Annotated in this window: 20 protein-coding genes; 14 read left to right on the top strand and 6 right to left on the bottom strand. The window is 66.8% G+C overall.

Going from position 1 to position 21,435, the window contains the following annotated elements:
- Nucleotides 1-248, top strand: a 248-nt coding sequence (locus tag M3I56_RS29705) for a 4Fe-4S dicluster domain-containing protein (protein WP_254352657.1), incomplete at its 5' end; no start/stop codon positions are given.
- A gap of 96 nt (nucleotides 249-344) precedes the next feature.
- On the opposite strand, the gene aroC is transcribed toward M3I56_RS29705, so the two are convergent.
- From aroC to M3I56_RS29690, 3 genes are all read right to left on the bottom strand, one after another.
- Nucleotides 345-1,445 carry a chorismate synthase gene (gene aroC, locus M3I56_RS29700; protein WP_254356984.1) on the bottom strand — a complete coding sequence of 367 codons (1,101 nt, stop codon included), beginning with the start codon at nucleotides 1,443-1,445 and terminating at the stop codon, nucleotides 345-347.
- A gap of 117 nt (nucleotides 1,446-1,562) precedes the next feature.
- Nucleotides 1,563-3,548, bottom strand: coding sequence for an MFS transporter (locus M3I56_RS29695; RefSeq protein ID WP_254356983.1), 1,986 nt, complete (start codon nucleotides 3,546-3,548; stop codon nucleotides 1,563-1,565).
- Nucleotides 3,549-3,653: 105 nt separating this feature from the next.
- On the bottom strand, nucleotides 3,654-4,109 hold the full coding sequence (locus M3I56_RS29690) for a CBS domain-containing protein (protein ID WP_158757482.1): 456 nt from the start codon (nucleotides 4,107-4,109) through the stop codon (nucleotides 3,654-3,656).
- 296 nt (nucleotides 4,110-4,405) lie between these two features.
- Between M3I56_RS29690 and M3I56_RS29685 the strand changes: the two genes are divergently transcribed.
- The 3 genes from M3I56_RS29685 (at nucleotide 4,406) to M3I56_RS29675 (ending at nucleotide 7,016) form a co-directional block, all read left to right on the top strand.
- Nucleotides 4,406-5,764 carry an O-acetylhomoserine aminocarboxypropyltransferase gene (locus M3I56_RS29685; RefSeq protein ID WP_254356988.1) on the top strand — a complete coding sequence of 453 codons (1,359 nt, stop codon included), beginning with the start codon at nucleotides 4,406-4,408 and terminating at the stop codon, nucleotides 5,762-5,764.
- Entirely contained in the window at nucleotides 5,761-6,600 is an 840-nt protein-coding gene (locus M3I56_RS29680; RefSeq protein ID WP_254356982.1) for an alpha/beta hydrolase, read from the top strand. The genes M3I56_RS29685 and M3I56_RS29680 overlap by 4 nt, the downstream gene beginning before the upstream one ends.
- Nucleotides 6,601-6,695: 95 nt before the next feature.
- Nucleotides 6,696-7,016 (top strand): Mpo1-like protein, encoded by a 321-nt coding sequence (locus M3I56_RS29675; RefSeq protein ID WP_028208056.1) that lies wholly within the window; start codon nucleotides 6,696-6,698, stop codon nucleotides 7,014-7,016.
- Nucleotides 7,017-7,061: 45 nt separating this feature from the next.
- Here M3I56_RS29675 and M3I56_RS29670 read toward each other — a convergent pair whose 3' ends face one another.
- Nucleotides 7,062-8,363 carry a YihY family inner membrane protein gene (locus tag M3I56_RS29670; protein WP_254356981.1) on the bottom strand — a complete coding sequence of 434 codons (1,302 nt, stop codon included), beginning with the start codon at nucleotides 8,361-8,363 and terminating at the stop codon, nucleotides 7,062-7,064.
- A 218-nt stretch (nucleotides 8,364-8,581) separates the two neighbouring features.
- Here M3I56_RS29670 and wrbA point away from each other — a divergent pair, with 218 nt between their 5' ends.
- From wrbA to M3I56_RS29650, 4 genes are all read left to right on the top strand, one after another.
- A complete protein-coding gene (gene wrbA, locus M3I56_RS29665) occupies nucleotides 8,582-9,199 on the top strand; it encodes an NAD(P)H:quinone oxidoreductase (RefSeq protein ID WP_254356980.1) in 618 nt (205 codons plus the stop codon).
- Nucleotides 9,200-9,267: 68 nt separating this feature from the next.
- Nucleotides 9,268-9,612: a DUF2069 domain-containing protein gene (locus M3I56_RS29660; RefSeq protein WP_051481968.1), complete on the top strand. Its 345-nt coding sequence runs from the start codon at nucleotides 9,268-9,270 to the stop codon at nucleotides 9,610-9,612.
- Between the two features lie 143 nt (nucleotides 9,613-9,755).
- Nucleotides 9,756-11,192 (top strand): FAD-binding oxidoreductase, encoded by a 1,437-nt coding sequence (locus tag M3I56_RS29655; RefSeq protein WP_254356979.1) that lies wholly within the window; start codon nucleotides 9,756-9,758, stop codon nucleotides 11,190-11,192.
- A 30-nt stretch (nucleotides 11,193-11,222) separates the two neighbouring features.
- Nucleotides 11,223-12,029 carry a metallophosphoesterase gene (locus tag M3I56_RS29650; protein ID WP_254356987.1) on the top strand — a complete coding sequence of 269 codons (807 nt, stop codon included), beginning with the start codon at nucleotides 11,223-11,225 and terminating at the stop codon, nucleotides 12,027-12,029.
- Nucleotides 12,030-12,051: 22 nt separating this feature from the next.
- Here M3I56_RS29650 and M3I56_RS29645 read toward each other — a convergent pair whose 3' ends face one another.
- Both M3I56_RS29645 and M3I56_RS29640 read right to left on the bottom strand, forming a co-directional pair.
- Nucleotides 12,052-12,195: a hypothetical protein gene (locus tag M3I56_RS29645; protein ID WP_199272076.1), complete on the bottom strand. Its 144-nt coding sequence runs from the start codon at nucleotides 12,193-12,195 to the stop codon at nucleotides 12,052-12,054.
- 161 nt (nucleotides 12,196-12,356) lie between these two features.
- Nucleotides 12,357-13,295, bottom strand: coding sequence for a LysR family transcriptional regulator (locus M3I56_RS29640; protein WP_254356978.1), 939 nt, complete (start codon nucleotides 13,293-13,295; stop codon nucleotides 12,357-12,359).
- 156 nt (nucleotides 13,296-13,451) lie between these two features.
- On the opposite strand from M3I56_RS29640, the gene M3I56_RS29635 reads away from it, so the two are divergent.
- The 6 genes from M3I56_RS29635 (at nucleotide 13,452) to M3I56_RS29610 (ending at nucleotide 21,430) form a co-directional block, all read left to right on the top strand.
- Entirely contained in the window at nucleotides 13,452-15,080 is a 1,629-nt protein-coding gene (locus tag M3I56_RS29635) for an efflux transporter outer membrane subunit (protein ID WP_254356977.1), read from the top strand.
- An 11-nt stretch (nucleotides 15,081-15,091) separates the two neighbouring features.
- On the top strand, nucleotides 15,092-17,338 hold the full coding sequence (locus M3I56_RS29630) for an FUSC family protein (protein ID WP_254356976.1): 2,247 nt from the start codon (nucleotides 15,092-15,094) through the stop codon (nucleotides 17,336-17,338).
- Nucleotides 17,328-17,528: a DUF1656 domain-containing protein gene (locus M3I56_RS29625; RefSeq protein ID WP_028208049.1), complete on the top strand. Its 201-nt coding sequence runs from the start codon at nucleotides 17,328-17,330 to the stop codon at nucleotides 17,526-17,528. The genes M3I56_RS29630 and M3I56_RS29625 overlap by 11 nt, the downstream gene beginning before the upstream one ends.
- Nucleotides 17,529-17,556: 28 nt before the next feature.
- Nucleotides 17,557-18,420, top strand: coding sequence for an HlyD family secretion protein (locus M3I56_RS29620; RefSeq protein ID WP_254356975.1), 864 nt, complete (start codon nucleotides 17,557-17,559; stop codon nucleotides 18,418-18,420).
- A gap of 264 nt (nucleotides 18,421-18,684) precedes the next feature.
- Complete coding sequence (locus M3I56_RS29615) at nucleotides 18,685-19,320, top strand: hydrogenase maturation protease (protein WP_254356974.1); 636 nt, start codon at nucleotides 18,685-18,687, stop codon at nucleotides 19,318-19,320.
- A gap of 211 nt (nucleotides 19,321-19,531) precedes the next feature.
- Nucleotides 19,532-21,430, top strand: coding sequence for a propionate--CoA ligase (locus tag M3I56_RS29610; RefSeq protein ID WP_254356973.1), 1,899 nt, complete (start codon nucleotides 19,532-19,534; stop codon nucleotides 21,428-21,430).
- Nucleotides 21,431-21,435: the final 5 nt, after the last annotated feature.

The raw sequence follows: 21,435 nt of genomic DNA, 5'->3' as shown, positions 1-21,435 counted from the left end.
CGCACCTGACGCTCAAGGACGCGAGCGTGCCCGTGAACGTGAACCTGCGCACCTACGCGGGCCCCGAAGCGCGCTTCTGCCCGGCCGCGGTGTACGAGTTCATGAAGAACGACGACGGCAGCGACCGCCTGCAGATCAACGCGCAGAACTGCGTGCACTGCAAGACCTGTGACATCAAGGACCCGACGCAGAACATCGTGTGGGTCACGCCCGAAGGCGGCGGCGGCCCGAACTATCCGAACATGTAAGTCCGGCAGGCGAAAAAAAGCCGCTTCAGGTGTGAGCCTGAAGCGGCTTTTTTGTTGCCCGCGCAACGGGTGCGGCTCACGCCGCACCGATCGACATCACTCGTCGCTGGCTGCGATCTTCGGCGTCGTCACGACGACGTCGGCATTCTGCGCGCGGTGGCGCAGCGCGTGATCGATCAGCACGAGCGCTAGCATGGCTTCGGCGATCGGCGTCGCGCGAATGCCCACGCAAGGGTCGTGGCGGCCGAAAGTTTCGACCGTTGCGGGCTCGCCCGTCTTGTCGATCGAGCGCCGCGGCGTGCGGATGCTCGAGGTCGGCTTGATGGCGATTGAGACGGTGATGTCCTGCCCCGTCGAAATGCCGCCGAGCACGCCGCCAGCGTGGTTACCGTGGAATCCATTGGGCGTGAGTTCGTCGCCGTGCACCGAGCCGCGCTGTGCGACGCTCGCGAAGCCCGCGCCGATCTCCACACCCTTCACCGCGTTGATGCCCATCATGGCGTGCGCGATGTCGGCATCGAGCCGGTCGAACAGCGGCTCGCCCCAGCCCACCGGCACCCCGCTCGCCACCACGTTCACGCGCGCGCCGATCGAGTCGCCGTCCTTGCGCAACGCGTCCATGTAATCCTCGAGCTGCGGCACGACGTCGGCGTTGGGCACGAAGAACGGGTTCTCGTGCACGTGCTCCCAGCTCACGAACGGCACGTCGATCTCGCCGAGCGCGCGCATGTAGCCGCGCACTTCCACGCCGAAGCGCTCGCGCAGCCACTTCTTCGCCACGGCGCCCGCCGCGACCGTGGGCGCCGTGAGGCGCGCCGACGAACGGCCGCCACCGCGATAGTCGCGAATGCCGTATTTCTGCCAGTAGGTGTAGTCGGCGTGACCGGGACGGAAGGTCTCGACGATGTTGCCGTAGTCCTTGCTGCGCTGGTCGGTATTGCGGATCAGGAGCGCGATGGGCGTGCCCGTGGTGCGCCCTTCGAACACGCCCGAGAGAATCTCGACCTTGTCCTCTTCCTGGCGCTGCGTCACGTGACGCGACGTGCCGGGGCGGCGGCGGTCCAGGTCGATCTGGATGTCGGCTTCGGTGAGCGCCATGCCGGGCGGGCAGCCGTCGATGACGCAGCCAATGGCCGGGCCGTGGGATTCGCCGAAGGTGGTGACGGTGAAAAGCGTACCGAGCGTGTTGCCGGACATGGCGGTCGTCCAAAGTGAATCGGGGAATCTAATATTATGCCAGCCCGCGCGCGGCGACGCCCGACCGGGCGGTTGGGCGAAAGGCGGCGCGTGCGCACCGAGCCGCACGGCCCGACGTCAGCGCCGCGCGCCGCGCAGTTCCGTCACCGTCTCCTGCAAGCGCTCCAGCGTGGCGTCCGCCGCGGCGATCGGCTCGCCGACCGCGAGCGTCAAACGGCTGGTCAGGCCGCGCCGCAGCGGCCGCTCCTGCCCAGACGCCGCAAAGCGCGAGAACGCACTGCCCCAAAGCCCGCGCAACGCCATCGGCACGACCGGCACCGGCGAGCGCTTCAAGATTTCGCTCACGCCGTGGCGAAACGGATTCATCTCCCCGCTGCGCGTGAGCTTGCCCTCGGGAAAAATGCAGACGAGGTCGCCCTCGGCCAGCGCGGCCGCGCATGCGTCGTAGGCAGCGGCGAGCGCGGCCGGGTCCTCATGCGCGGGCGCAATCGGAATCGCCTTGGCGTGGTGGAACACCCAGCCGAAGAACGGCGAGCGGAAGATCTGCTGATCCATCACGAAGCGGATCGGCCGCGGGCTCTCGGCCATGATGACGATCGCATCGACATAGCTCACGTGATTGCAGACGAGCACTGCCGCGCCCTCGGCCGGTATGCGTTCGGTGTGCACGAGCCGCACGCGGTAGACCGTATGCACGAGCACCCATGCGACGAAACGCAGCAGGAACTCGGGCACCAGCGTGTAGATATAGGCCGCCACGACGATATTGAGCAGCGCCGTGGTCAGAAAGATGCCGGGAATGCCGACGCCCGCGGACGTGAGCGCCATCGCCATGAGCGCCGAGACGATCATGAAGAGCGAATTGAGGATGTTGTTCGCGGCGATGATGCGCGCGCGGTGGCTGGGCGCGCTGCGGCTCTGGATCAACGCGTAGAGCGGCACGCTGTAGAAGCCGCCGAACATGGCGAGCAGGAACAGGTCGGCGAGCACGCGCCAGTGCGCGGCGGTGCGCAGGAATTCGCCTACCGAAAGCAGATGGGACGCGGCAGGCAACGCATGGCTTGCAAAGAAGAGTTCGATGCCGAACACGCTCATGCCGATCGAGCCGAGCGGCACGAGGCCCACCTCGATGCGCCGCCGGGAGAGCCGCTCGCAGAGCAGCGAACCCGAGCCGATGCCGAGCGAAAACATGGCGAGCAGCACGGTCACGACGTCGGGGTCGGCCGACATCACGTCCTTCGCGAAATTGAAGAACGAGGCGAGAAACGTCGCGCCGACGAACCAGAGCCACGAGATGCCGAGCAGGCTCAGAAACACGGTGCGGTTGCCGTGCGCGAGGCGCAGGTTGCGCCAGGTCTCGGAAACCGGATTCCAGTTGATGCGCAAGTCCGGTTGCGACGGCTCGCACGGCGGCACGAAGGCCGACGCCACACGCCCCACGAGCGCGATGACGATGCACATGCCGCCGAGCCACCATGCGCCAACCGGCGGCCCAAGGTCCGCATGATCAGACGCGGGATCCATCGCCCCGATCCCCGCCGCCACGCCCCCGACGATCGTGCCGAGCAGAATCGCGACGAACGTGCCCATCTCGACGAGCCCGTTGCCGCCAACCAGTTCATCGGGCGCGAGGCGCTGCGGGAGGTACGCGTACTTGACCGGCCCGAATACGGTGGAATGCACGCCCATCAGGAAGGTGCACGCATACAGCAGCGGCGCGCTGTGCATCCAGAAGCCGGCCGCGCCGATCAGCATGACCGCGATCTCGAAGGTCTTGACCCAGCGCGTGAGCATCGCCTTGTCATACTTGTCGGCGACCTGGCCCGAGGTCGCGGAAAACAGCACGAACGGCAAGATGAAAACGGCCGAGATGAGGAACGCGACTGTCTTCGGATCGACGCCCGAAAAGCGCGCGGCCTGATAGGTGACGAGCGAGGTGAAGCCGATCTTGAAGACGTTGTCGTTCATCGCCCCGAGGAACTGCGTCCAGAAAAACGGGGCGAAACGACGCTGGCGCAGCAGCGCGAACTGCGAAGTGTGGTCACCCTCATGGTGCACTTTGCGCTTGTCACGCTGCGCCGCGGGCATCGGTCTATCGTTCATCGAACAGGAATCGCACTGACGGAATTCATGGGGGCCCAGACGCGAAAAAGCGCGCCAGACGCGCGCTTTTTCATGCTGACCGACCAGGCGTTAGAGGGGCTACGCTCAGCGCGCCGGCTGACGCTCCTCTTCGGGCCAGTCGCGAATATAGGCCTTGAGCAGCTTGTTCTCGAAGCCCTGCGCTTCGACCACGGCCTTCGCCACGTCGTAGAACGAGATCACGCCCATGAGCGAGCGGCTTTCCATGACCGGCAGGTAGCGCACATGGTGCTCGAGCATCATGCGGCGCACTTCGTCGACCTCGGTTTCCGGCGTGCAGGTGATGGGATGATCGTCCATGACCTTGCGGATCGTCGTGGTGCCGACGCTGCCGCCGTTTGCGCGCAGCGTGAGGATGATTTCGCGGAACGTGAGCATGCCGACCAGATCGCCGTACTCCATGACGACGAGCGAGCCGATATCGTGCTCGGCCATGGTGTTGACTGCCTCGTGCAGCGCAGTGTCGGGCGTGACGGTGTAGAGCGTGTTGCCCTTCACCTTGAGGATGTCGCTGACACGCATGATGTGTCTCCAGGAATGCCGCTAGTAATGGGGGAAATGCTGAAAAGATGCCTACCTGATTCGATCCTAGCGGAAAGATTGTTAAAAGGAAAGCCGCGCGGCGGGCGCTCCACGGCGCACCGAAACGTCTGCCGAAAGCCGTGGCGAGGGGTTTTGCGGCACGAATCCGGCCACGCGGGACGCGCTCGATCAGGCCCGAAAAAGGCCCGGCCGGGCGTCCCCGCGCCCCGCCCGCCGGTGTTACGATGCCCTTCACCCTCGACACCAGGCCGGTTCGCGCCGGCCGCGCCGCCACGATGTCATCGAATCCCGCGTCAAATCCCGCATCGAATCCCGATAGCCGCTTCGACACGCTCGCGCTGCATGCGGGCGCGGCGCCCGACCCCGCCACCGGCGCCCGCGCGACGCCGATCTACCTCACCACCTCGTTCTCGTTTCGCGACACCGACCACGCCGCCGCGCTCTTCAACATGGAGCGCGCGGGCCACGTGTACTCGCGCATCTCGAACCCGACCGTCGCCGTGTTCGAAGAGCGCGTGGCTGCGCTCGAAGGCGGCGCGGGGGCGATCGGCACTGCGAGCGGCCAGGCGGCGCTGCATCTCGCGATCGCGACGCTGATGGGCGCGGGCTCGCACATCGTCGCCTCGGCGGCGCTTTACGGCGGCTCGCACAACCTGTTGCACTACACGCTCAAGCGCTTCGGCATCGAGACGACTTTCGTGAAGCCCGGCGACCTGGACGGCTGGCGCGCGGCGCTGCGGCCCAACACGCGCCTGCTATTCGGCGAAACGCTCGGCAACCCGGGCCTCGACGTGCTCGACATTGAAGCCGTCGCGCAAATCGCGCACACACATGGCGTGCCGCTCCTCGTCGATTCCACGTTCACCACGCCTTACCTGCTGCGCCCCTTCGAGCACGGCGCGGATCTCGTCTATCACTCGGCCACCAAGTTCCTCGGCGGCCATGGCACGACGATCGGCGGCGTGCTGGTGGATGGCGGCACCTTCGACTTCGAAGTGTCGGGCCGCTTTCCCGAACTCACCGAGCCCTATGCAGGTTTTCACGACATGGTGTTCAGCGAGGAAAGCACGGTCGCGCCCTTCCTGCTGCGGGCGCGCCGCGAGGGCCTGCGCGACTTCGGCGCGTGCCTGCATCCGCAGGCCGCGTGGCAATTGCTGCAAGGCATAGAAACGCTGCCGCTGCGCATGGAGCGGCATGTGGCGAACGCGCGGCGTATCGTCGAATTTCTCGCCGCGCACGAGGCGGTCGAATCGGTCGCGTGGCCGGAGCTGCCGAGCCATCCCGATTACGCGCTTGCCAGGCGTCTACTGCCGCGCGGCGCGGGCGCCGTGTTCAGCTTCAACCTGCGCGGCGGCCGCGCGGCGGGCAAGCGCTTCATCGAATCGCTCACGCTGTTCTCGCATCTGGCCAACGTCGGCGACGCGCGCTCGCTCGTGATCCACCCCGCCTCGACCACGCATTTCCGCATGGACGCCGCCGCGCTTGCGGCCGCCGGCATTGCGGAGGGCACGATCCGGCTCTCGATCGGGCTCGAAGACCCCGCCGATCTGGTCGATGACCTCAAGCGCGCGCTGAAGGCGTCGCAGAAAACGGAAGCGTCGATTGCCAGGCCCACCGGCAAGGAGGCGTCATGATCGTCGACGTGGCCGGCAAGCCGGTCTATGCCTATACGGCCTCGCGCGCGATCGACCCCGCGCTGCCGTTCGCGGTGTTCGTCCACGGCGCGCAGCACGACCACAGCGTCTGGGCGCTGCAATCGCGCTATTTCGCCAACCACGGCTTCAACGCGCTGGCCGTCGATCTGCCCGGCCACCTGCGCAGCGCGGGCCCGGCGCTCACGAGCATCGGCGCGCTCGCCGACTGGCTCGCCGCGCTGCTCTACACGCTGAACGCCCCGCAGGCCTTCGTCGCCGGCCACAGCATGGGCTCGCTCGTCGCGCTCGAATTCGCCGCGCGCCATCCGGAGCGCGCACAGCGCATCGCCCTGCTCGCCACCGCATTCCCGATGACGGTCGCGCCAACCCTGCTCGAAGCCGCGCGCGACCGCGAGCCGGAGGCGATCGCGCTCGTCAACGCGTGGTCGCACTCGACGCTCGCCGCCAAGCCGTCGAGCCCCGGACCGGGCTTCTGGCTGCGCGGCATGAACCAGCGGCTCATGGAGCGCGTCTCCGCGCGCGGCGAGCCGCAGCTTTTCCATACCGATTTCGCGGCGTGCAACGCTTATGCGGACGGCCTCACCAGCGCCGCGAAAGTCCGCTGCCCGGTGCGACTGATCGTCGGCAAACGCGACGCGATGACGCCTCCGCGCGCGGCGCGCGCCCTCGCCGAGGCCTTCGCGCAAGCGGGCACGCCCGTGGACACGGTCACGCTGGACGCGGGCCACGCGTTGATGACCGAGCAGCCGGATGCGACCCTCGACGCGCTCTATGCTTTTGCAACGCAGCAAACGCCGCGCGTGGGCAACGGCTGACGGTTCACGCCAGCCCTGGTTGCACGGTCGTTCGGAACGCCGGAAAATGGCTGAATCAACCATCCCCTGCGTGCCCACGCAGAAAGGAGGAGGCGATGCAACCCACCACGCATACCGAGCATTTTTCGAGCTTCGCGCAGTTCTATCCGTTCTACCTGAGCGAGCACAGCAATATCATGTCGCGGCGGCTGCATTTCATCGGCTCGCTTGGCGTGATCGGCTTCGTCTGCATGGCGATCGCCACCGGCAACTGGCTCTGGCTGCCGCTTGCCATCGTGTGCGGCTACGGCTTCGCATGGGTCGGACATTTCAAGTTCGAGAAGAACCGCCCGGCCACCTTCCGTCACCCCATCTACAGCCTGATGGGCGACTGGGTCATGTTCGCGGATATCTGCCGCGGCAAGATTTCCCTCTGATCGAATCCGATGCGACGGCGCGCCTCCCATGGGCGCGCCGCATCGTCACGCCGCCGGATGCGGGAGCACCGGCGGATGTTCCTCCGTGAGCGCCGGGAAGCGTCGCGTCGCGAGCAGCGACGCGAGTGAAATCGAGAGCTTGTCGTTATCGAGCGCACCCAGCAGCAGGTGCGCGTCGATACTGCTCGACTTGAGCTGATACGACAGTTCCTTGCGATCGATCGCGAAGCGGTCGAAGATGCGCGTCACCGAAATCCGCGCGGGATTGCCGATCAGCAGGAACAGCGTTTTCGCGCGCTCCTCCTGCTCGAGACGCCCCACGAGTTCATCCTCTTCGAGGCCGTCGATCAGGCGCGTTACCGTGGCCAGGTCGCGCCGCAGCAGCTGCGCGAGTTGTTCGGTCGTGCGGCCCGGCTCGCCCGCCGCTCGCGCATCGGCGAGACCCGCGAGCAGTTCGAGCGCGTCGAGCAAATCGCTGCCCGGAAAGCGCGGCCGGTCGAAGCGCCCGGTGCGGATTTCGGGCAGCGCCGAGGTGATCATCGCGCCCACGAGCGTGATGAACCAGCTCAGGTACATCCACAGCAGGAACATCGGCGCGGCCGCGAAGGCGCCATAAACCGCCGTGTAGGTCGGAATGCGCCGCACGTAATAGCCAAAGCCGCGCTTGGCCGCCTCGAAGGCGATCGCCGCGGCAATGCCGCCCACCAGGGCGTCGCGCCACTGCACGCGGCAGTTCGGCAGATACACATAGAGCATCGTGAACGCGAGCGCCGTGAGCGGCAGCGAGGCGCCGAACAGCATCCAGTCGAGGATGCCCGAAACGTGCTGCTCGGTCGCGATCACGGCCGAACGCGTGAACACATACGAGGAGATCGACAGGCTCACGCCGATCAGGATCGGCCCGAGCGTGAGGATGGCCCAGTAGACGAGCACGCGCTGCGCGAACGGCCGCGCCTTGCGCACGCGCCAGATCAGGTTGAAGGCCGACTCCACGGTCATCATCGTCATGACCGACGTGACGAAGAGCACGATCATGCCCATCGTCGTGAGACCCTTGGCCTTCGAGGCGAACTGATTCAGGTACTTGAAGATCTGGCTGTTGATCTGCGCCGGCATGAGGTGGTCGGCGAGAAAGGCCTGCAGCGAGTTCTGGAACGAAGCGAAGATCGGGAACGCGGTGAAGAGTGCGAATGCGACCGTGGCGAGCGGTACGAGCGAGAGCAGCGTGGTGAACGTAAGGCTGCCCGCGACCTGCGGAATGCGATCTTCGCGACTGCGCCGCGCCGCGAATCGCGCGAGGCGCTTCACGATGTCCAGATCGATCTTCACCCTCGACAGCACATCCATTGGCCCGCTTTCCTCGCCACCGTGAACACTTTGATTGCCGCGCTTTCTTGATGCCGCTTCTTCCTGCCGCGATTGACGCCGCGTTTTGCCGCAGATTCCGCGCGCACGCAGTGTACCTATTTGCCCATGCTTTGCACGTGACGCGCGCCTCGCTCGCCGCTGCGCCGCTGCGGCGGCAGACCCAACCCCTATAATATCCCGTCCACCGACGAGGCCCGATGAAACCGATTCTTGTGCTCTATTACAGCCGGCATGGCGCAACGCGCGAACTCGCGCGCGCCGTCGCCCAGGGTATCGACAGTGTTCCCGGCGCCGAAGCGCGCGTACGCACGGTGCCGCCCGTCTCGACGGTCTGCGAGGCCACCGCGCCCGACATCCCCTCCGACGGCCCGCCCTACGTCGAGCTGCGCGACCTCGAAGAATGCGCGGGTCTCGCGCTCGGCTCGCCCACACGCTTCGGCAACATGGCCGCGCCGCTCAAGTACTTTCTCGACGGCACCACGCCGCAGTGGCTTTCGGGTGCGCTCGCGGGCAAGCCCGCTTGCGTGTTCACGTCGACAGGCAGCCTGCACGGCGGCCAGGAAAGCACGCTGCTCTCGATGATGCTGCCGCTGCTCCATCACGGCATGCTGCTCGTGGGCATCCCCTACACGGAAAGCGCGCTCACGACCACGCAGGGCGGCGGCACGCCCTACGGCGCCTCGCATCACGCGCGCCAGGACGCGCGCGGCCACGGTTTGAGCGCCGACGAAAAGATGCTCGCGAGCGCGCTGGGCGTGCGGCTTGCGCGCGCGGCGCTCGCGCTCGCGACCACCGGGGAGGGCCAGCGGCTGTGAACACCCGTGTGGACGGCGTCACTGAGCCCATCGCCCAGCGTCGCGGCGCCGCGCTCGGCGCCTTTGCGATGCTCGCTGCGCTCACGCTGCTGTGCATCGCGTGGGAATGGCGGCTCGCACCGCTGCGCCCCGGCGGCAGCGCGCTCGTGCTCAAGGCTGTGCCGCTCGCCATCGCCCTGCCTGGCGTGCTGCGACGCAGGCTTTACACGCTGCAATGGGCGGCAATGCTCGTGCTGCTCTACTTCGCGGAAGGCATCGTGCGCGGCATGACCGATCCCGCGCCGGGCAACCGGCTAGGCTGGGTGGAAGTCGCGCTGGCTCTAGGCTTCTTCGCATGTGCGCTTGCCTATGTCGCGCCGTACAAGCGCGCCGCGAAACGTGCCGCAAAGCCCGCGAAGCGCGAGTCGGCCTAAGCGACTCCTTCCACGCCGCAACCGCCTTGTTCGCGAGCACTGCGTGAAGGCTATCGCCGTGTCAAACTAACCGTTTGAGCCTCGCGATTTCACGACAATCGCGCCGCGAGCAGCCCAGCCCAGGCGCGAATTTTCGAGACACCATGACCGACTTCACCCCGACCGCCTGCCAAGCCTTTCTCGACGCCTGTGTCGCCGCCATCGGCGTGCCGTACGTGCTGACCGACGCGCACGACACCGCGCCCTACCTCGCCGACTGGCGCCGTCGCTACCAGGGCGCGGCCTTCGCCGTGCTCTGCCCGGCCAATGCGCAGGAAGTCGCCGCTGTCGTGAAGCTCGCGCACGAGCATCGCGTGGCACTCGTGCCGCAAGGCGGCAACACGGGCCTCGCGGGCGGCGCGACGCCGGACGAGAGCGGCAACCAGGCGGTGCTGAGCCTGCGCCGCCTGAACCGCGTGCGCGAAATCGATCCACACAACAACACGATCACCGTCGAAGCCGGCGTGATCCTCGCGGAAGTGCAGGCGCGCGCAAAGGATGCGGGCCGACTGTTCCCGCTTTCGCTCGCGGCCGAAGGCAGCTGCACGATCGGCGGCAATCTCTCGACCAACGCGGGGGGCACCGGCGTGCTGCGCTACGGCAACACGCGCGAGTTGTGTCTCGGTCTCGAAGTCGTGACGCCGCAAGGCGAGATCTGGGACGGTCTGCGCGGGCTGCGCAAGGACAACACCGGCTACGATCTGCGCGACCTCTTCATTGGCGCGGAAGGCACGCTCGGCATCATCACCGCCGCGGTGATGAAGCTGCATCCGCTGCCGGCCGCGCGCGTCACCGCGCTCGCCGCGCTCGGCTCGGCACATGCGGCGCTCGACTTCCTCGCGCTCGCACAGCGCTACGCCGGGCCGCTGCTCACAGGCTTCGAGCTGATGTCGGACTTCTGCATGGCGCTCGTCGGCCGTCACTTCCCGCAACTGCGCTATCCGTTCGCGGAGCATCACGCGCAGGTGGTGCTGCTCGAACTGTCGGACAACGAAAGCGAAGAACACGCGCGCGCGCTCTTCGAGCGGCTCATGGAAGAAGCGCTCGAACAAGGTCTCGTGGAAGACGCCGTGGTCGCGGAAAGCCTCGCGCAGTCGCAGGCGTTCTGGAATATCCGCGAGCACATTCCGCTCGCGCAGGCGCAGGAAGGGTTGAACATCAAGCACGATATCGGCGTGCCGATCTCGCGCATCGGCCATTTCATCGAGGAAACCGACGCCGGAATCGCCCGCGCGGTGCCCGGAGCGCGCATGGTCACCTTCGGCCATCTCGGCGACGGCAATCTGCACTATAACGTGCAGGCGCCCGAAGGCGGCGACCCGAAGCGCTTCCTCGCCGAAAACGAGAAGACGCTGAACCGCATCGTCTACGACAGCGTGGATCGCCATCGCGGCACGATCAGCGCGGAACACGGCCTCGGGCAGTTGAAGATCGACGAGAACATGCACTACAAGAGCGAGGTCGAACTCGCGCTGATGCGCGCGATCAAGACCGCGCTCGATCCGCTGAACCTGATGAATCCGGGGAAAGTGCTGCGCTGAACGCGCGGGACGCAAGGAGCCGACATCGTGTTGAAGATCCGCGTGCTGTCCGACCTGCATCTGGAAAACGACGAGCCCGACACGATCCCGCATGCGCAGGCCGATCTCGTCGTGCTCGCGGGCGACATCCACAATCATGGGCTCGGGCTGCGCTGGGCGGCGGAAACGTTCGATCCGCAGGTGCCGGTGTTGTACGTGCCCGGCAATCACGAGTACTACGACGGCGATCTCGGCGCGCTGGAAACGGCGATGCGCGACGCCGCCTCCACGCTCGACAACGTGCACTTCCTCAACGACGGCGTATACGTCGATCCGGCGGGCCGCTTTCGCGTGCTCGGCACGACGCTATGGGCCGACTTCGCACTCTTCGGCGCCGACGACGCCGCGCGTGAAGCCGCCATTACGGCTGCGATGCGCGTGATGCTGGACTTTCGCGGATTGATCCAGGTGTCCTGGCCGGATAGCCCGCAAGCGCTCGCGCGCGACTTCACGCCGGCCGACTCGCTCGCGCTCCATGCGCGTTCGCGCGCGTGGCTCGAAGCGGAACTGGCGAAGCCCTTCGCGGGCGAGACGATCGTCGTCACACACCACGCGCCGCACAGGCAGAGCCTCGCGCCGCGCTACGCGGAAGATCGGGTGTCGGCGGGATTCGTGAGCGATCTCGACGCGCTGGTGCGCGCGCCAGTCGCGCTATGGATACATGGCCACACGCATACGTGCTTCGACTACACGGTCAACGGCACGCGCGTGGTGTGCAATCCGCGCGGCTATCGTGACCGCCGCACGGGGCAGCCGGAGAATCCGGCCTTTGCGTGGGACAAAGTGGTGGAAGTCTAGCGAGGCGAACGCGCCCGCAGCCTTAGTGCATGCGTGCGTCGTCGCGGCGCACGCGCAGCGTCACAGGCTGAAGCTGCGCGCGGCGCATGCGCAGCAGATCGCGCGATGCCGCGATGCCGATCAGGCCCATCATCACGGCGATGCCGATCATCAGATGCGTATCCATTCGAGTTCCCGGTGTTGGCAAAAAGAGGTTGCGTGAAACAGTCCCGCTACCTTACCAAGCTGCCGCGCCGCCGGGCGTAAGGAAGTGTTGCCATCTGCGCAAGCTGTAACAGGCCGTCACAGCCCGCGCGCGCCCTTTGACCGGGCGCAAGCGCCGCCGCCTCAGGTGCGCGCGAACTGCCGCAGTTCGTTCTGATCCCGCGCGAGCGTCGAAGGCATGCTCTCGCGCAACAGCTCGACCCATGTGCGGATCTTCGCGTCGAGATACTGGCGTGACGGGTACACCGCAAAGACGTTCATCTCCTGCGACTTGTACTCCGGCAGGATCCATTGCAGCGCGCCGCTGCGCAGACCGCTGATCGCCGAATAGATCGGCAGCAGCCCCACGCCCATGCCCTCGCGCACGGCCACCGCCATCGCCTCCGCCACGTTCACCTGGAAGGTCGCCGGGCCGAGATCGACCGTGATCTCGCCTTCGGGGCCCGTGAACTGCCACTGCGCGGTCGGGAACACGGGCGTCACCATCTGCAGGCAGGTGTGGTTCGCGAGATCGGCGGGCTTTTGCGGTACGCCGCGCTTTTCCAGATACGCCGGTGAGGCAACCGCGATGCTGAACGCGCTCGTGAGCCGTTGCGACACGAAACCGGAATCCGGCAGATCGGTTGCGACCACGAGGGCCACGTCGTAGCCCTCGTCGAGCAAATCCGGCATGCGCTGCGCGAGTGTGAGTTCCACGTGCACGTCCGGATAGAGCTGCTGATACTGCCCCACCGCCGGCACCACATAGTGCTGGCCGAAGCTCGTCATCGCGTGGACCTTGAGCTTGCCCGAGGGGCGCGCATGCGCGTCGCCGGCTTCCGCTTCGGCCTGATCGACGTAAGCGAGGATCTGCTCGCAGCGCTGCAGGTAGCGCTCACCCGCCTCGGTGAGCGCGATGCGGCGCGTCGTGCGGTTCAGGAGGCGCGTGCGCAGGTGCGCCTCCAGATCGGAAACCGCGCGCGAAGCGTAAGCCGTGGTCGTGTTCAGGTATTGCGCCGCGCCCGTGAAGCTGCCCGCTTCCACCACCCGGACGAATACACGCATGTTTTGAAGCGTATCCATACCAATCCTCTATCTGACACACGAATTGTTTCATATTTCGCAAGATCGATTGTCTCATGTTTCGTAAAAATGCCTTGCATCCTTACCGGTTATTCATCAATCCCGCAAAAAATATAATGACGCACAGTGATTCATAGCCAAGATAAGGAGTAAATCGTGCAGTCTCCGGTACCGAAAGGACTAGCCGCACTCACGGTTCTTACGTTCTCGTTGATAATCGCGGGCTGCGCCAGTACCGGGGGCATCGCACCGCAAGCGAAACAGGCCGAAGCCGCGCAACTCGACGCCGGCTCGGCGATCCGCGCGGCCAATACTGACGCCGGCTGGCCCGCCAGCGACTGGTGGCGCGGCTATAACGACCCTCAACTGAACGCCTGGATCGAAGCCTCCGTGGCCGGCAACCCCTCGCTTGCCGCCGCCCAGGCGCGCGTGCGCGAAGCGCGCTCGATGGTGGGCGTGGCCCAGGCCGGGCTCCTGCCGCAAATCAACGGCAGCATGTCCATCCAGCGCCAGCAATGGTCCGACAACGTCTACTACGGGCCGGGACCGCTCGCGGGCGCAAACACGTGGAACAACACGGCTACGCTCGGCCTGTCGTATCACCTCGACCTCTGGGGCCAGGACAAGAACAACGCCGAGCGCGCGCTCGACGTCGCGCACGCCAGCGCCGCCGATGCGCGCGCGGCGCAGCTCGAACTCGAAGTCAATGTCACGCGCACCTACATCGAGATGTCGATGAACTACGCGTTGCTCGACATTGCGAAGCAAACGCTCGGCCAGCAGCAGCGCATTCTCGCGCTCGCGCAAAAGCGCCTGGCGGGCGGCATCGGCACCCAGCTCGAAGTGAGCCAGGCGCAAACGCCGCTGCCCGAGTACGAACGCCAGATCGACGCGCTCGAAGAATCCATCGCGCTCGGCAAGAACCAGCTCGCGGCGCTCGCGGGCAAGGGCCCGGGCGCCGGTGAGTCGATCGAGCGCCCTGCGCTCTCGCTCGCCGCGCCCGCGGGCCTGCCCTCGGCATTGCCCGCCCAGTTGATCGGCTATCGCCCCGACGTGGTCGCGGCGCGCTGGCTCGTCGCCGCACAGGCGCGCGGCATCGACGTCGCGAAGGCCGACTTCTATCCGAACGTGAACCTGCTCGTCTCGATGGGCGGCTACGCGGCGGCCGGCCCGCTGTTCCAGTTCCTCAAGTCGATGAGCGGCAGCTATGCGGGCGGCCCCGCGTTCTCGCTGCCGATTTTCGACGGCGGACGCCTGCGCGCGCAACTCGGCGCGCAGTCCGCCGCGTACGACATCGCTGTCGATCAGTACAACCAGACGATCGTCACCGCGCTCAAGGAAATCGCCGATCAAGTGGTGCGCATGCGCTCGCTCGCGACCCAGGAAGACGACGCGCACCGCTCGGTCGCCGCCGCGCAGCGCAATTACGATCTCGCGCAGGAAGGCTTCCGCCGGGGCCTGACCGACTATGTGAACGTGCTGATTGCGCAAACGCAGTTGCTGCGCGCACAGGAAGGCGTCGCGCACATCCAGGCCGAGCGGCTGGCCGCGCACGCCACGCTCGTCGCGGCGCTCGGCGGCGGCATGATCGACGCCTCGAGCGATGCCGCAGCGAAAGGCCCGACCGAAGCCGAGCAACTCCCCGCGCACGGCAAGAAGACGCGCGACGTGCCGCTCATGCCCGCGGCGCTGCTCGCGCCGCGCGGCTCGCACGCTTCGTCCGGACCCGACGCCGCCGATGCAAGCGCGTCCGGCAACGCCGGCGCAACCGGCGCGGCGCACTGAGGCAGCCGACAATGCAAGCGTCCACCTCCTCACCCTCGCAGCCGGGCGGCCAAAGCCTCTACGCCGCGCTCGCCGACTGGGCACGTACCGACGGCCTCGTCTGGATCTATCTCTTTAAGGCGATTGCCGCTGCGCTGCTCGCGCTCGGCATCGCCATGAAGCTCGATCTGCCGCAGCCGCGCACGGCCATGACCACCGTGTTCATCGTGATGCAGCCGCAAAGCGGTCCCGTGTTCGCAAAGAGCTTCTACCGGCTGTGCGGCACGCTCGTGGGCCTCGTCGTGATGCTCGCGCTGATCGGCCTCTTCGCGCAGCAGCCGGAGCTCTTCATCGTCTCGACGGCGCTGTGGGTCGGCCTGTGCACCGCGGGCGCCGCGCGCAACCGCAACTTCCGCTCGTACGGCTTCGTGCTTGCGGGCTATACGGCGGCGCTGATCGGCATTCCGGCCTCGCAGCATCCCGACGGCGCGTTCATGTCGGCGATGACGCGCGTGGGCGAGATCTCGATCGGCATCCTTTGCTCGGGCTTCGTCAGCGCCGTGGTGTTTCCGCAGTTTACGGGCGAGCTGCTGCGCTCGAGCGTGCGGCGCCGTTTCTCGTCGTTCGTCGACTACGTTTCGGCGGCGCTTGCCGGACGTATCGATCGTTCGCATATCGAAGCGAGCAATGCGCGCTTCGTCGCCGACGTCGTGGGCCTCGAAGCGAGCCGCAGCATGGCCGTGTTCGAGTCGCCCGACGCGCGGATGCGCTCGGGGCGTCTCGCGCGCCTGAACACCGAGTTCATGACGGTCTCCACGCGCTTTCACGCGCTGCATCAGTTGATGAACCGTCTGCGCGCGGATGGCTCCCCGGCCACCGTCGCTGCGCTCGAACCGTACTTCCGCGAGATCGCGCCGCTGTTCGCCAAAGCGGGTGAGCCGGTGCTCACGGCCGCCGACGCGACGCATGTCTCGAAACAGCTCGACGACTACCGCTCGGCGCTGCCGAAGCGCGTGCGCGCCACGCGCGCCGGGCTCGAAGCACAAGGCGATGCGCGCCTGCTCGACTTCGACACCGCCACGGAACTGTTCTACCGCTTCGTGCACGAGATGACCGAGTACACGGCCACCTACGCGTCGCTCGCCGTCGATACGCACTCGCGCGAAAAATGGATCGCGCGCTACGTGCCGAAGACGAACCTGATCGCGGCGGGCGTGGCGGGCCTGCGCGCCGCCATCGTGATGACGCTGCTCGGCGCGTTCTGGATCGCCACTGCGTGGCCGAGCGGCACGAACCTCGTGCTCAATGCCGCCGCGACCTGTGCGCTCGCATCGTCCGCGCCGCAGCCCTCGCGCATGGCGACGCAGATGGCGCTCGGCACCGTGCTCGCCTCGGTCGTCGGCATGATTCTCACATTCGGCGTGTTTCCGCATATCGACGGTTTCGTCATGCTGTGCGTCGCGCTCGCCCCTGCGCTCGCGCTCGGCGTGTTCCTCACGACGCGCCCGAAGTACGCGGGCTACGGCGTGGGCTACTGCATTTTCCTGTGCTTTCTCGCGGGGCCGGACAACCTCGTGCAGTACAACCCGAGTAGCTATATGAACGACGCGCTCGCACTCATCGCGTCGATGGCGGTCTCGGCACTGGCGTTCGCCGTGCTCCTGCCGCCTTCCACGCCGTGGCTGCGCCGGCGTCTGCTCGCCGACCTGCGCGGCGGCGCCGTGCAGGCTTGCCGCGCGCGCCTGAAGGGACTGCGCAACCGCTTCGAGAGCGGCGCGCGCGACCTGATGTTCCAGCTCTCGGCGATCGCCGGCAACGACGACGCGCAACGCCGCGACACGCTGCGCTGGCTCTTCTCGACGCTCGAAGTGGGCAACGCCGCGCTCGATCTGCGCCACGAACTCGCCACCTTGCCCACGCATCCGCAGTACGCGCAGGGAACCGCATGGCGCGTGGCGATCGACGCGACGCTCAAGGCCGTGAGCGCACTCTTCGATCGCCCGAGCGAGGCGCGCTACCGCGACGCGCTTGCGGCAACGGCGCGCGCCATCGACGCAAGCCAGGCCGTGCTGCAAGGCATGTGGAAGCCTGAAGCGACGAACGCCACCGAGCGTGGCGACGCGCCGCCGCGCGAAGAGCGCCACCAGTTGCAGCGCATCCAGAGCCATCTGCATTTCATCCGCACCGCGCTGATCGATCCGCAATCGCCGCTCGCGGCGTATGCGGGCAAGGAAAGCGCGAACCCTGGCGTGAGCCAAGGAGCCAACCATGCCTCGTGACGTCGCGTTTCTCGACGCCTATATCCCGGCGATCGTGCTGCTCTTCATTCTGGGCGCGGCGATCACCTGGGTGCTCGATTCCGTACTGGCCAGAACCGGTCTCTACCGCGTCGTGTGGCACCCATCCCTCTTTCGCGTGAGCCTGCTCGTGGTCGTATGCTGCGTGCTCGGTCTCGCGGTCTATCACTAAATGCGTCGCTGAACGAATCAACCGAATCATGACAATCCGCAACCTCATTGGCTTTATCGCGACGGCCATCATCTTCGTCGTCGCCATTCTGGTCGGGCGCGTCCTGTGGGTTCACTACATGGACGAGCCGTGGACCCGCGACGGCCGCGTGCGCGCCGAAGTGGTGAACGTCGCCCCCGACGTCTCGGGCGCCGTGGTCGAGCTGCCCGTGAAGGACAACCAGTTCGTGCACAAGGGCGACCTGCTCATGCAGATCGATCCGTCGCACTATCAGATCGCCGTGGAGCAGGCCGAGGCCGCCGTGGCCGCGCGCAAGGCCGAGCTGACGATGCGCCAGGACGACGCGCGCCGCCGCGCCGACATGGACAGCGAAGTCGTCTCGGCCGAAAACCGCGAAAACGCCTCGCATACGGCGAACTCGGCACAGGCGCAGTACCAGCAGGCAATCGCCGCGCTCGACGCCGCAAAGCTCAATCTCGAACGTACCCGCGTGGTCTCGCCGGTGGACGGCTACATCACGAACCTGCAGGTGTTCCAGGGCGACTACGCGATCTCGGGCCAGGCCAAGCTTGCCGTGGTGGACAGCCATTCGTTCTGGGTCTACGGCTACTTCGAGGAAACCAAGCTGCCGCACGTGAAGGTGGGCAACAAGGCCGACATCAAGCTGATGAGCGGCGGCACGCTGGAGGGCCACGTCGAGAGCATCTCGCGCGGCATTTACGACCGCGACAATCCGCAAAGCCGCGAGCTGCTCGCCGACGTGAACCCGACCTTCAACTGGGTGCGCCTCGCGCAGCGCGTGCCGGTGCGCATCCACATCGACAAGGTGCCGGACGACATGGTCCTCGCCGCGGGCACGACCTGCACGGTGGTCGTCAAACCGGGCACGTGATGGAGCAGTGACAGCGCGTACCGCCAGCCGGGCTACGCAAAAGCGCACGCAAAAAGGGGACGCCAGTTTGACGTTCCCTTTTTTGTTGCTGTGCGCACACGGAGTGTTAGCGATCGCCGCACAGTGCGCCGACAGCGAATCGATGAGCATTGCAAAACATTGTCTTTATCACGTTAAAGCCTATATCGATTGATCCATATCAACGGAAATTTGCCGAATTACTCGGATTATTCCTATTCCCCACTCTCCCAGCCAGCCATCAACGTGATCCTTCGCCTCCATCGACTTCACGAAATCGGCGCCATACCGCGGACAACGCGCGACGACGGCGCGGTGCGCGCCTTCGCGCGCCGCGCACTGACCGGGTTCGCGAAGCGCCAGGCCCACGCGCCGCAACGGGTGGTCGTGCTCGCCCTAGGCAATGTTCAATGGGGCGACGCCGGCGTGGGCGTGCTCGCGCTCGAGCGGCTGAAGGCGACCTGGCAATGCCCCGCGCAGGTCGAACTCGTGGAAGGCGGCACGCGCGGCAGTGCGCTGCTGCCCGTCGTCGAATCCACGCAGCGTTTGATCGTGCTCACCGCAATCGATTTCGGGCTCGAGCCGGGCGCGCTGCGCGTCCTCACCGGCGATGCGGCGGCCGAGCACCTCTACAGGCGCCGTCCGAGCCGGCCCGGCATGGGCTTCGCCGCCGCGCTCGCCTGCGCGCAGTTGAGCGGCCGCTCGCCGCGCGAAATCGTGCTGATCGGCGTGCAGCCGCAAGGCAGCGACTGTTACGGCGCGGGCTTGTCGAGCACGGTGCGCGCGCAACTCGATGCGACTGTCGATGCCGCACGGCTGTGGCTGCGCCGCTGGCGCGTCGCACCGCTGCCGCGTCTCGAGCATCCCGAAATCGGCGGCTGAGCGCCGCGCACGGACTGCGCGGGCTTTGCGCGAGCCCGGCGGGCGCGCCGCATGCGCCGCTACCCAGAAATCTGCGGGACGACCCGCGGGAGAACCCGCGTTGCCCGCGCGCATTGCGCTGCACTATCCTGAAAAACTGCGCCAGATCCGGCCAATGGCATAGGCCGGTTGCGGCGGCAGCCTGCACCATCAGCACGGGAGGAAGGTAGTCATGCGTTACCGCGATTTTCACCGCGAGTCGGTGGCGAATCCCGACGATTTCTGGCGCCGCGAGGCCGAGCGCATCCATTGGGAGACGCCGTTCGACCAGGTGCTCGACCGCTCGAACCCGCCGTTCGCGCGCTGGTTCTGCGGCGGCCGCACGAACCTGTGCTTCAACGCCGTGGACCGTCACCTCCCGTCGCGCGCGCACCAGAACGCGCTCGTCTATGTCTCGACCGAGACCGGCATCGAGCGGCGCTACACCTACGCCGACCTGCACGCCGAAGTGAACCGCATGGCCGCCGTGATGCGCTCGCTCGGCGTCAGGCGCGGCGAGCGCGTGCTGATCTATCTGCCGATGATTCCCGAGGCCGTGTTCGCCATGCTCGCCTGCGCGCGCCTCGGCGCAATCCATTCGGTGGTGTTCGGCGGATTCGCCGCGCCGAGCCTCGCTGCGCGCATCGACGACGCGAAGCCCGCGCTGCTCGTGACCGCCGACGCCGGCGCGCGTGGCGGCAAGGTGATCGACTACACGCCGCTCGTGGACGAAGCCATGGCGCGCGCCGAATTCGCGCCACCCAAGGTGCTGCTGATCGACCGCCAGCTCGCGCCCGAGCGGTTGAACGCGCCGTATCTCGTCGACTACGAGCCGCTGCGCGAGCAGCACTACGACGTGCAGATTTCCTGCGAGTGGCTCGAATCGAACGAGCCTTCGTACATTCTCTACACCTCGGGCACGACGGGCAAACCCAAGGGCGTGCAGCGCGACGTGGGCGGCTATGCGGTGGCGCTCGCGGCATCGATGGAATACATCTTCGAAGGACGCGCCGGCGACACCATGTTCACGGCGTCGGACATCGGCTGGGTGGTGGGTCACAGCTACATCATCTATGCGCCGCTGCTCGCGGGCATGACCACGGTGATGTACGAAGGCACGCCGGTGCGCCCCGACGGCGGCATCTGGTGGCGCCTCGTCGAGCAGCACCGCATCAACCTGATGTTCACGGCGCCGACGGCCATTCGCGTGCTCAAGAAGCAGGACCCGGCGCTCCTGCACTGCGCCGATCTTTCGAGCCTGCGCACGCTCTTTCTCGCGGGCGAACCGCTCGACGAGCCCACGGCCGCATGGATCTCCGAGGCGCTCGGCAAACCCGTCGTCGACAACTACTGGCAGACCGAGACCGGCTGGCCGATGCTGGCCATCCAGCGCGGCGTCGATCCGCTGCCGCAAAAGCTCGGTTCGCCGGGCGTGCCCTGCTACGGTTACGACCTCGTGCTGCGCAACGAACATACGGGCGAGCCCTGCGCGCAAGGCGAGAAAGGCGTGATCACGCTTAGCTACCCGTTGCCGCCCGGCTGCATGCAGACCGTGTGGGGCGACGACGCGCGCTTCGTGAAAACGTACTGGGAAAGCGTGCCCGGCCAGCAGGTGTATTCGACCTTCGACTGGGGCGTGCAGGACAGCGACGGCTATGTGACGATCCTCGGCCGCACCGACGACGTGATCAACGTGGCGGGCCATCGCCTCGGCACGCGCGAAATCGAAGAAGCGATCTCGTCGCACGCGGCAGTCGCGGAAGTGGCTGTGGTGGGCGTGAACGACGCGGTGAAGGGTCAGGCGGCGCTGGCGTTCGTCGTGCTGCGCGACGCGAATGCGGCAGCCAGTCCCGCCGATGCACAGAAGCTCGCGGCTTCGCTCACCGCGACGGTGGACCGCCAGCTCGGCGCGATCGGCCGGCCCGCGCGCGTGCACTTCGTGCCGATGCTGCCCAAGACGCGCTCCGGCAAGCTATTGCGCCGCGCGATCGCGGCGCTCGCGGAAGGGCGCGACCCGGGCGACCTGCCGACCATCGAGGATGCCTCGGCGCTGCAGTCGATTCGCGAGGCGGTGAGCGCAGGCGACAGCTGAGGCCT

Source organism: Paraburkholderia sp. CNPSo 3281, assembly GCF_024206515.1.
In the GTDB taxonomy this organism is placed as follows: Bacteria; Pseudomonadota; Gammaproteobacteria; order Burkholderiales; family Burkholderiaceae; genus Paraburkholderia; species Paraburkholderia nodosa.
The sequence above is the reverse complement of the archived record's forward strand: the minus strand, read 5'-3'. Positions and strand labels throughout refer to the sequence as shown.

What these genes read in the sequence shown, in the direction of transcription:
- M3I56_RS29640 (WP_254356978.1), bottom strand. Translation starts at nt 13,295, where the DNA reads ATGGATACGCTTCAAAACATGCGTGTATTCGTCCGGGTGGTGGAAGCG.
- M3I56_RS29690 (WP_158757482.1), bottom strand. Translation starts at nt 4,109, where the DNA reads ATGCGTGTCAGCGACATCCTCAAGGTGAAGGGCAACACGCTCTACACC.
- aroC (WP_254356984.1), bottom strand. Translation starts at nt 1,445, where the DNA reads ATGTCCGGCAACACGCTCGGTACGCTTTTCACCGTCACCACCTTCGGC.
- M3I56_RS29625 (WP_028208049.1), top strand. Translation starts at nt 17,328, where the DNA reads ATGCCTCGTGACGTCGCGTTTCTCGACGCCTATATCCCGGCGATCGTG.
- M3I56_RS29675 (WP_028208056.1), top strand. Translation starts at nt 6,696, where the DNA reads ATGCAACCCACCACGCATACCGAGCATTTTTCGAGCTTCGCGCAGTTC.
- M3I56_RS29610 (WP_254356973.1), top strand. Translation starts at nt 19,532, where the DNA reads ATGCGTTACCGCGATTTTCACCGCGAGTCGGTGGCGAATCCCGACGAT.
- M3I56_RS29620 (WP_254356975.1), top strand. Translation starts at nt 17,557, where the DNA reads ATGACAATCCGCAACCTCATTGGCTTTATCGCGACGGCCATCATCTTC.
- M3I56_RS29685 (WP_254356988.1), top strand. Translation starts at nt 4,406, where the DNA reads ATGTCATCGAATCCCGCGTCAAATCCCGCATCGAATCCCGATAGCCGC.
- M3I56_RS29695 (WP_254356983.1), bottom strand. Translation starts at nt 3,548, where the DNA reads ATGAACGATAGACCGATGCCCGCGGCGCAGCGTGACAAGCGCAAAGTG.
- wrbA (WP_254356980.1), top strand. Translation starts at nt 8,582, where the DNA reads ATGAAACCGATTCTTGTGCTCTATTACAGCCGGCATGGCGCAACGCGC.
- M3I56_RS29645 (WP_199272076.1), bottom strand. Translation starts at nt 12,195, where the DNA reads ATGGATACGCATCTGATGATCGGCATCGCCGTGATGATGGGCCTGATC.
- M3I56_RS29670 (WP_254356981.1), bottom strand. Translation starts at nt 8,363, where the DNA reads ATGGATGTGCTGTCGAGGGTGAAGATCGATCTGGACATCGTGAAGCGC.
- M3I56_RS29660 (WP_051481968.1), top strand. Translation starts at nt 9,268, where the DNA reads ATGCTCGCTGCGCTCACGCTGCTGTGCATCGCGTGGGAATGGCGGCTC.
- M3I56_RS29680 (WP_254356982.1), top strand. Translation starts at nt 5,761, where the DNA reads ATGATCGTCGACGTGGCCGGCAAGCCGGTCTATGCCTATACGGCCTCG.
- M3I56_RS29655 (WP_254356979.1), top strand. Translation starts at nt 9,756, where the DNA reads ATGACCGACTTCACCCCGACCGCCTGCCAAGCCTTTCTCGACGCCTGT.
- M3I56_RS29630 (WP_254356976.1), top strand. Translation starts at nt 15,092, where the DNA reads ATGCAAGCGTCCACCTCCTCACCCTCGCAGCCGGGCGGCCAAAGCCTC.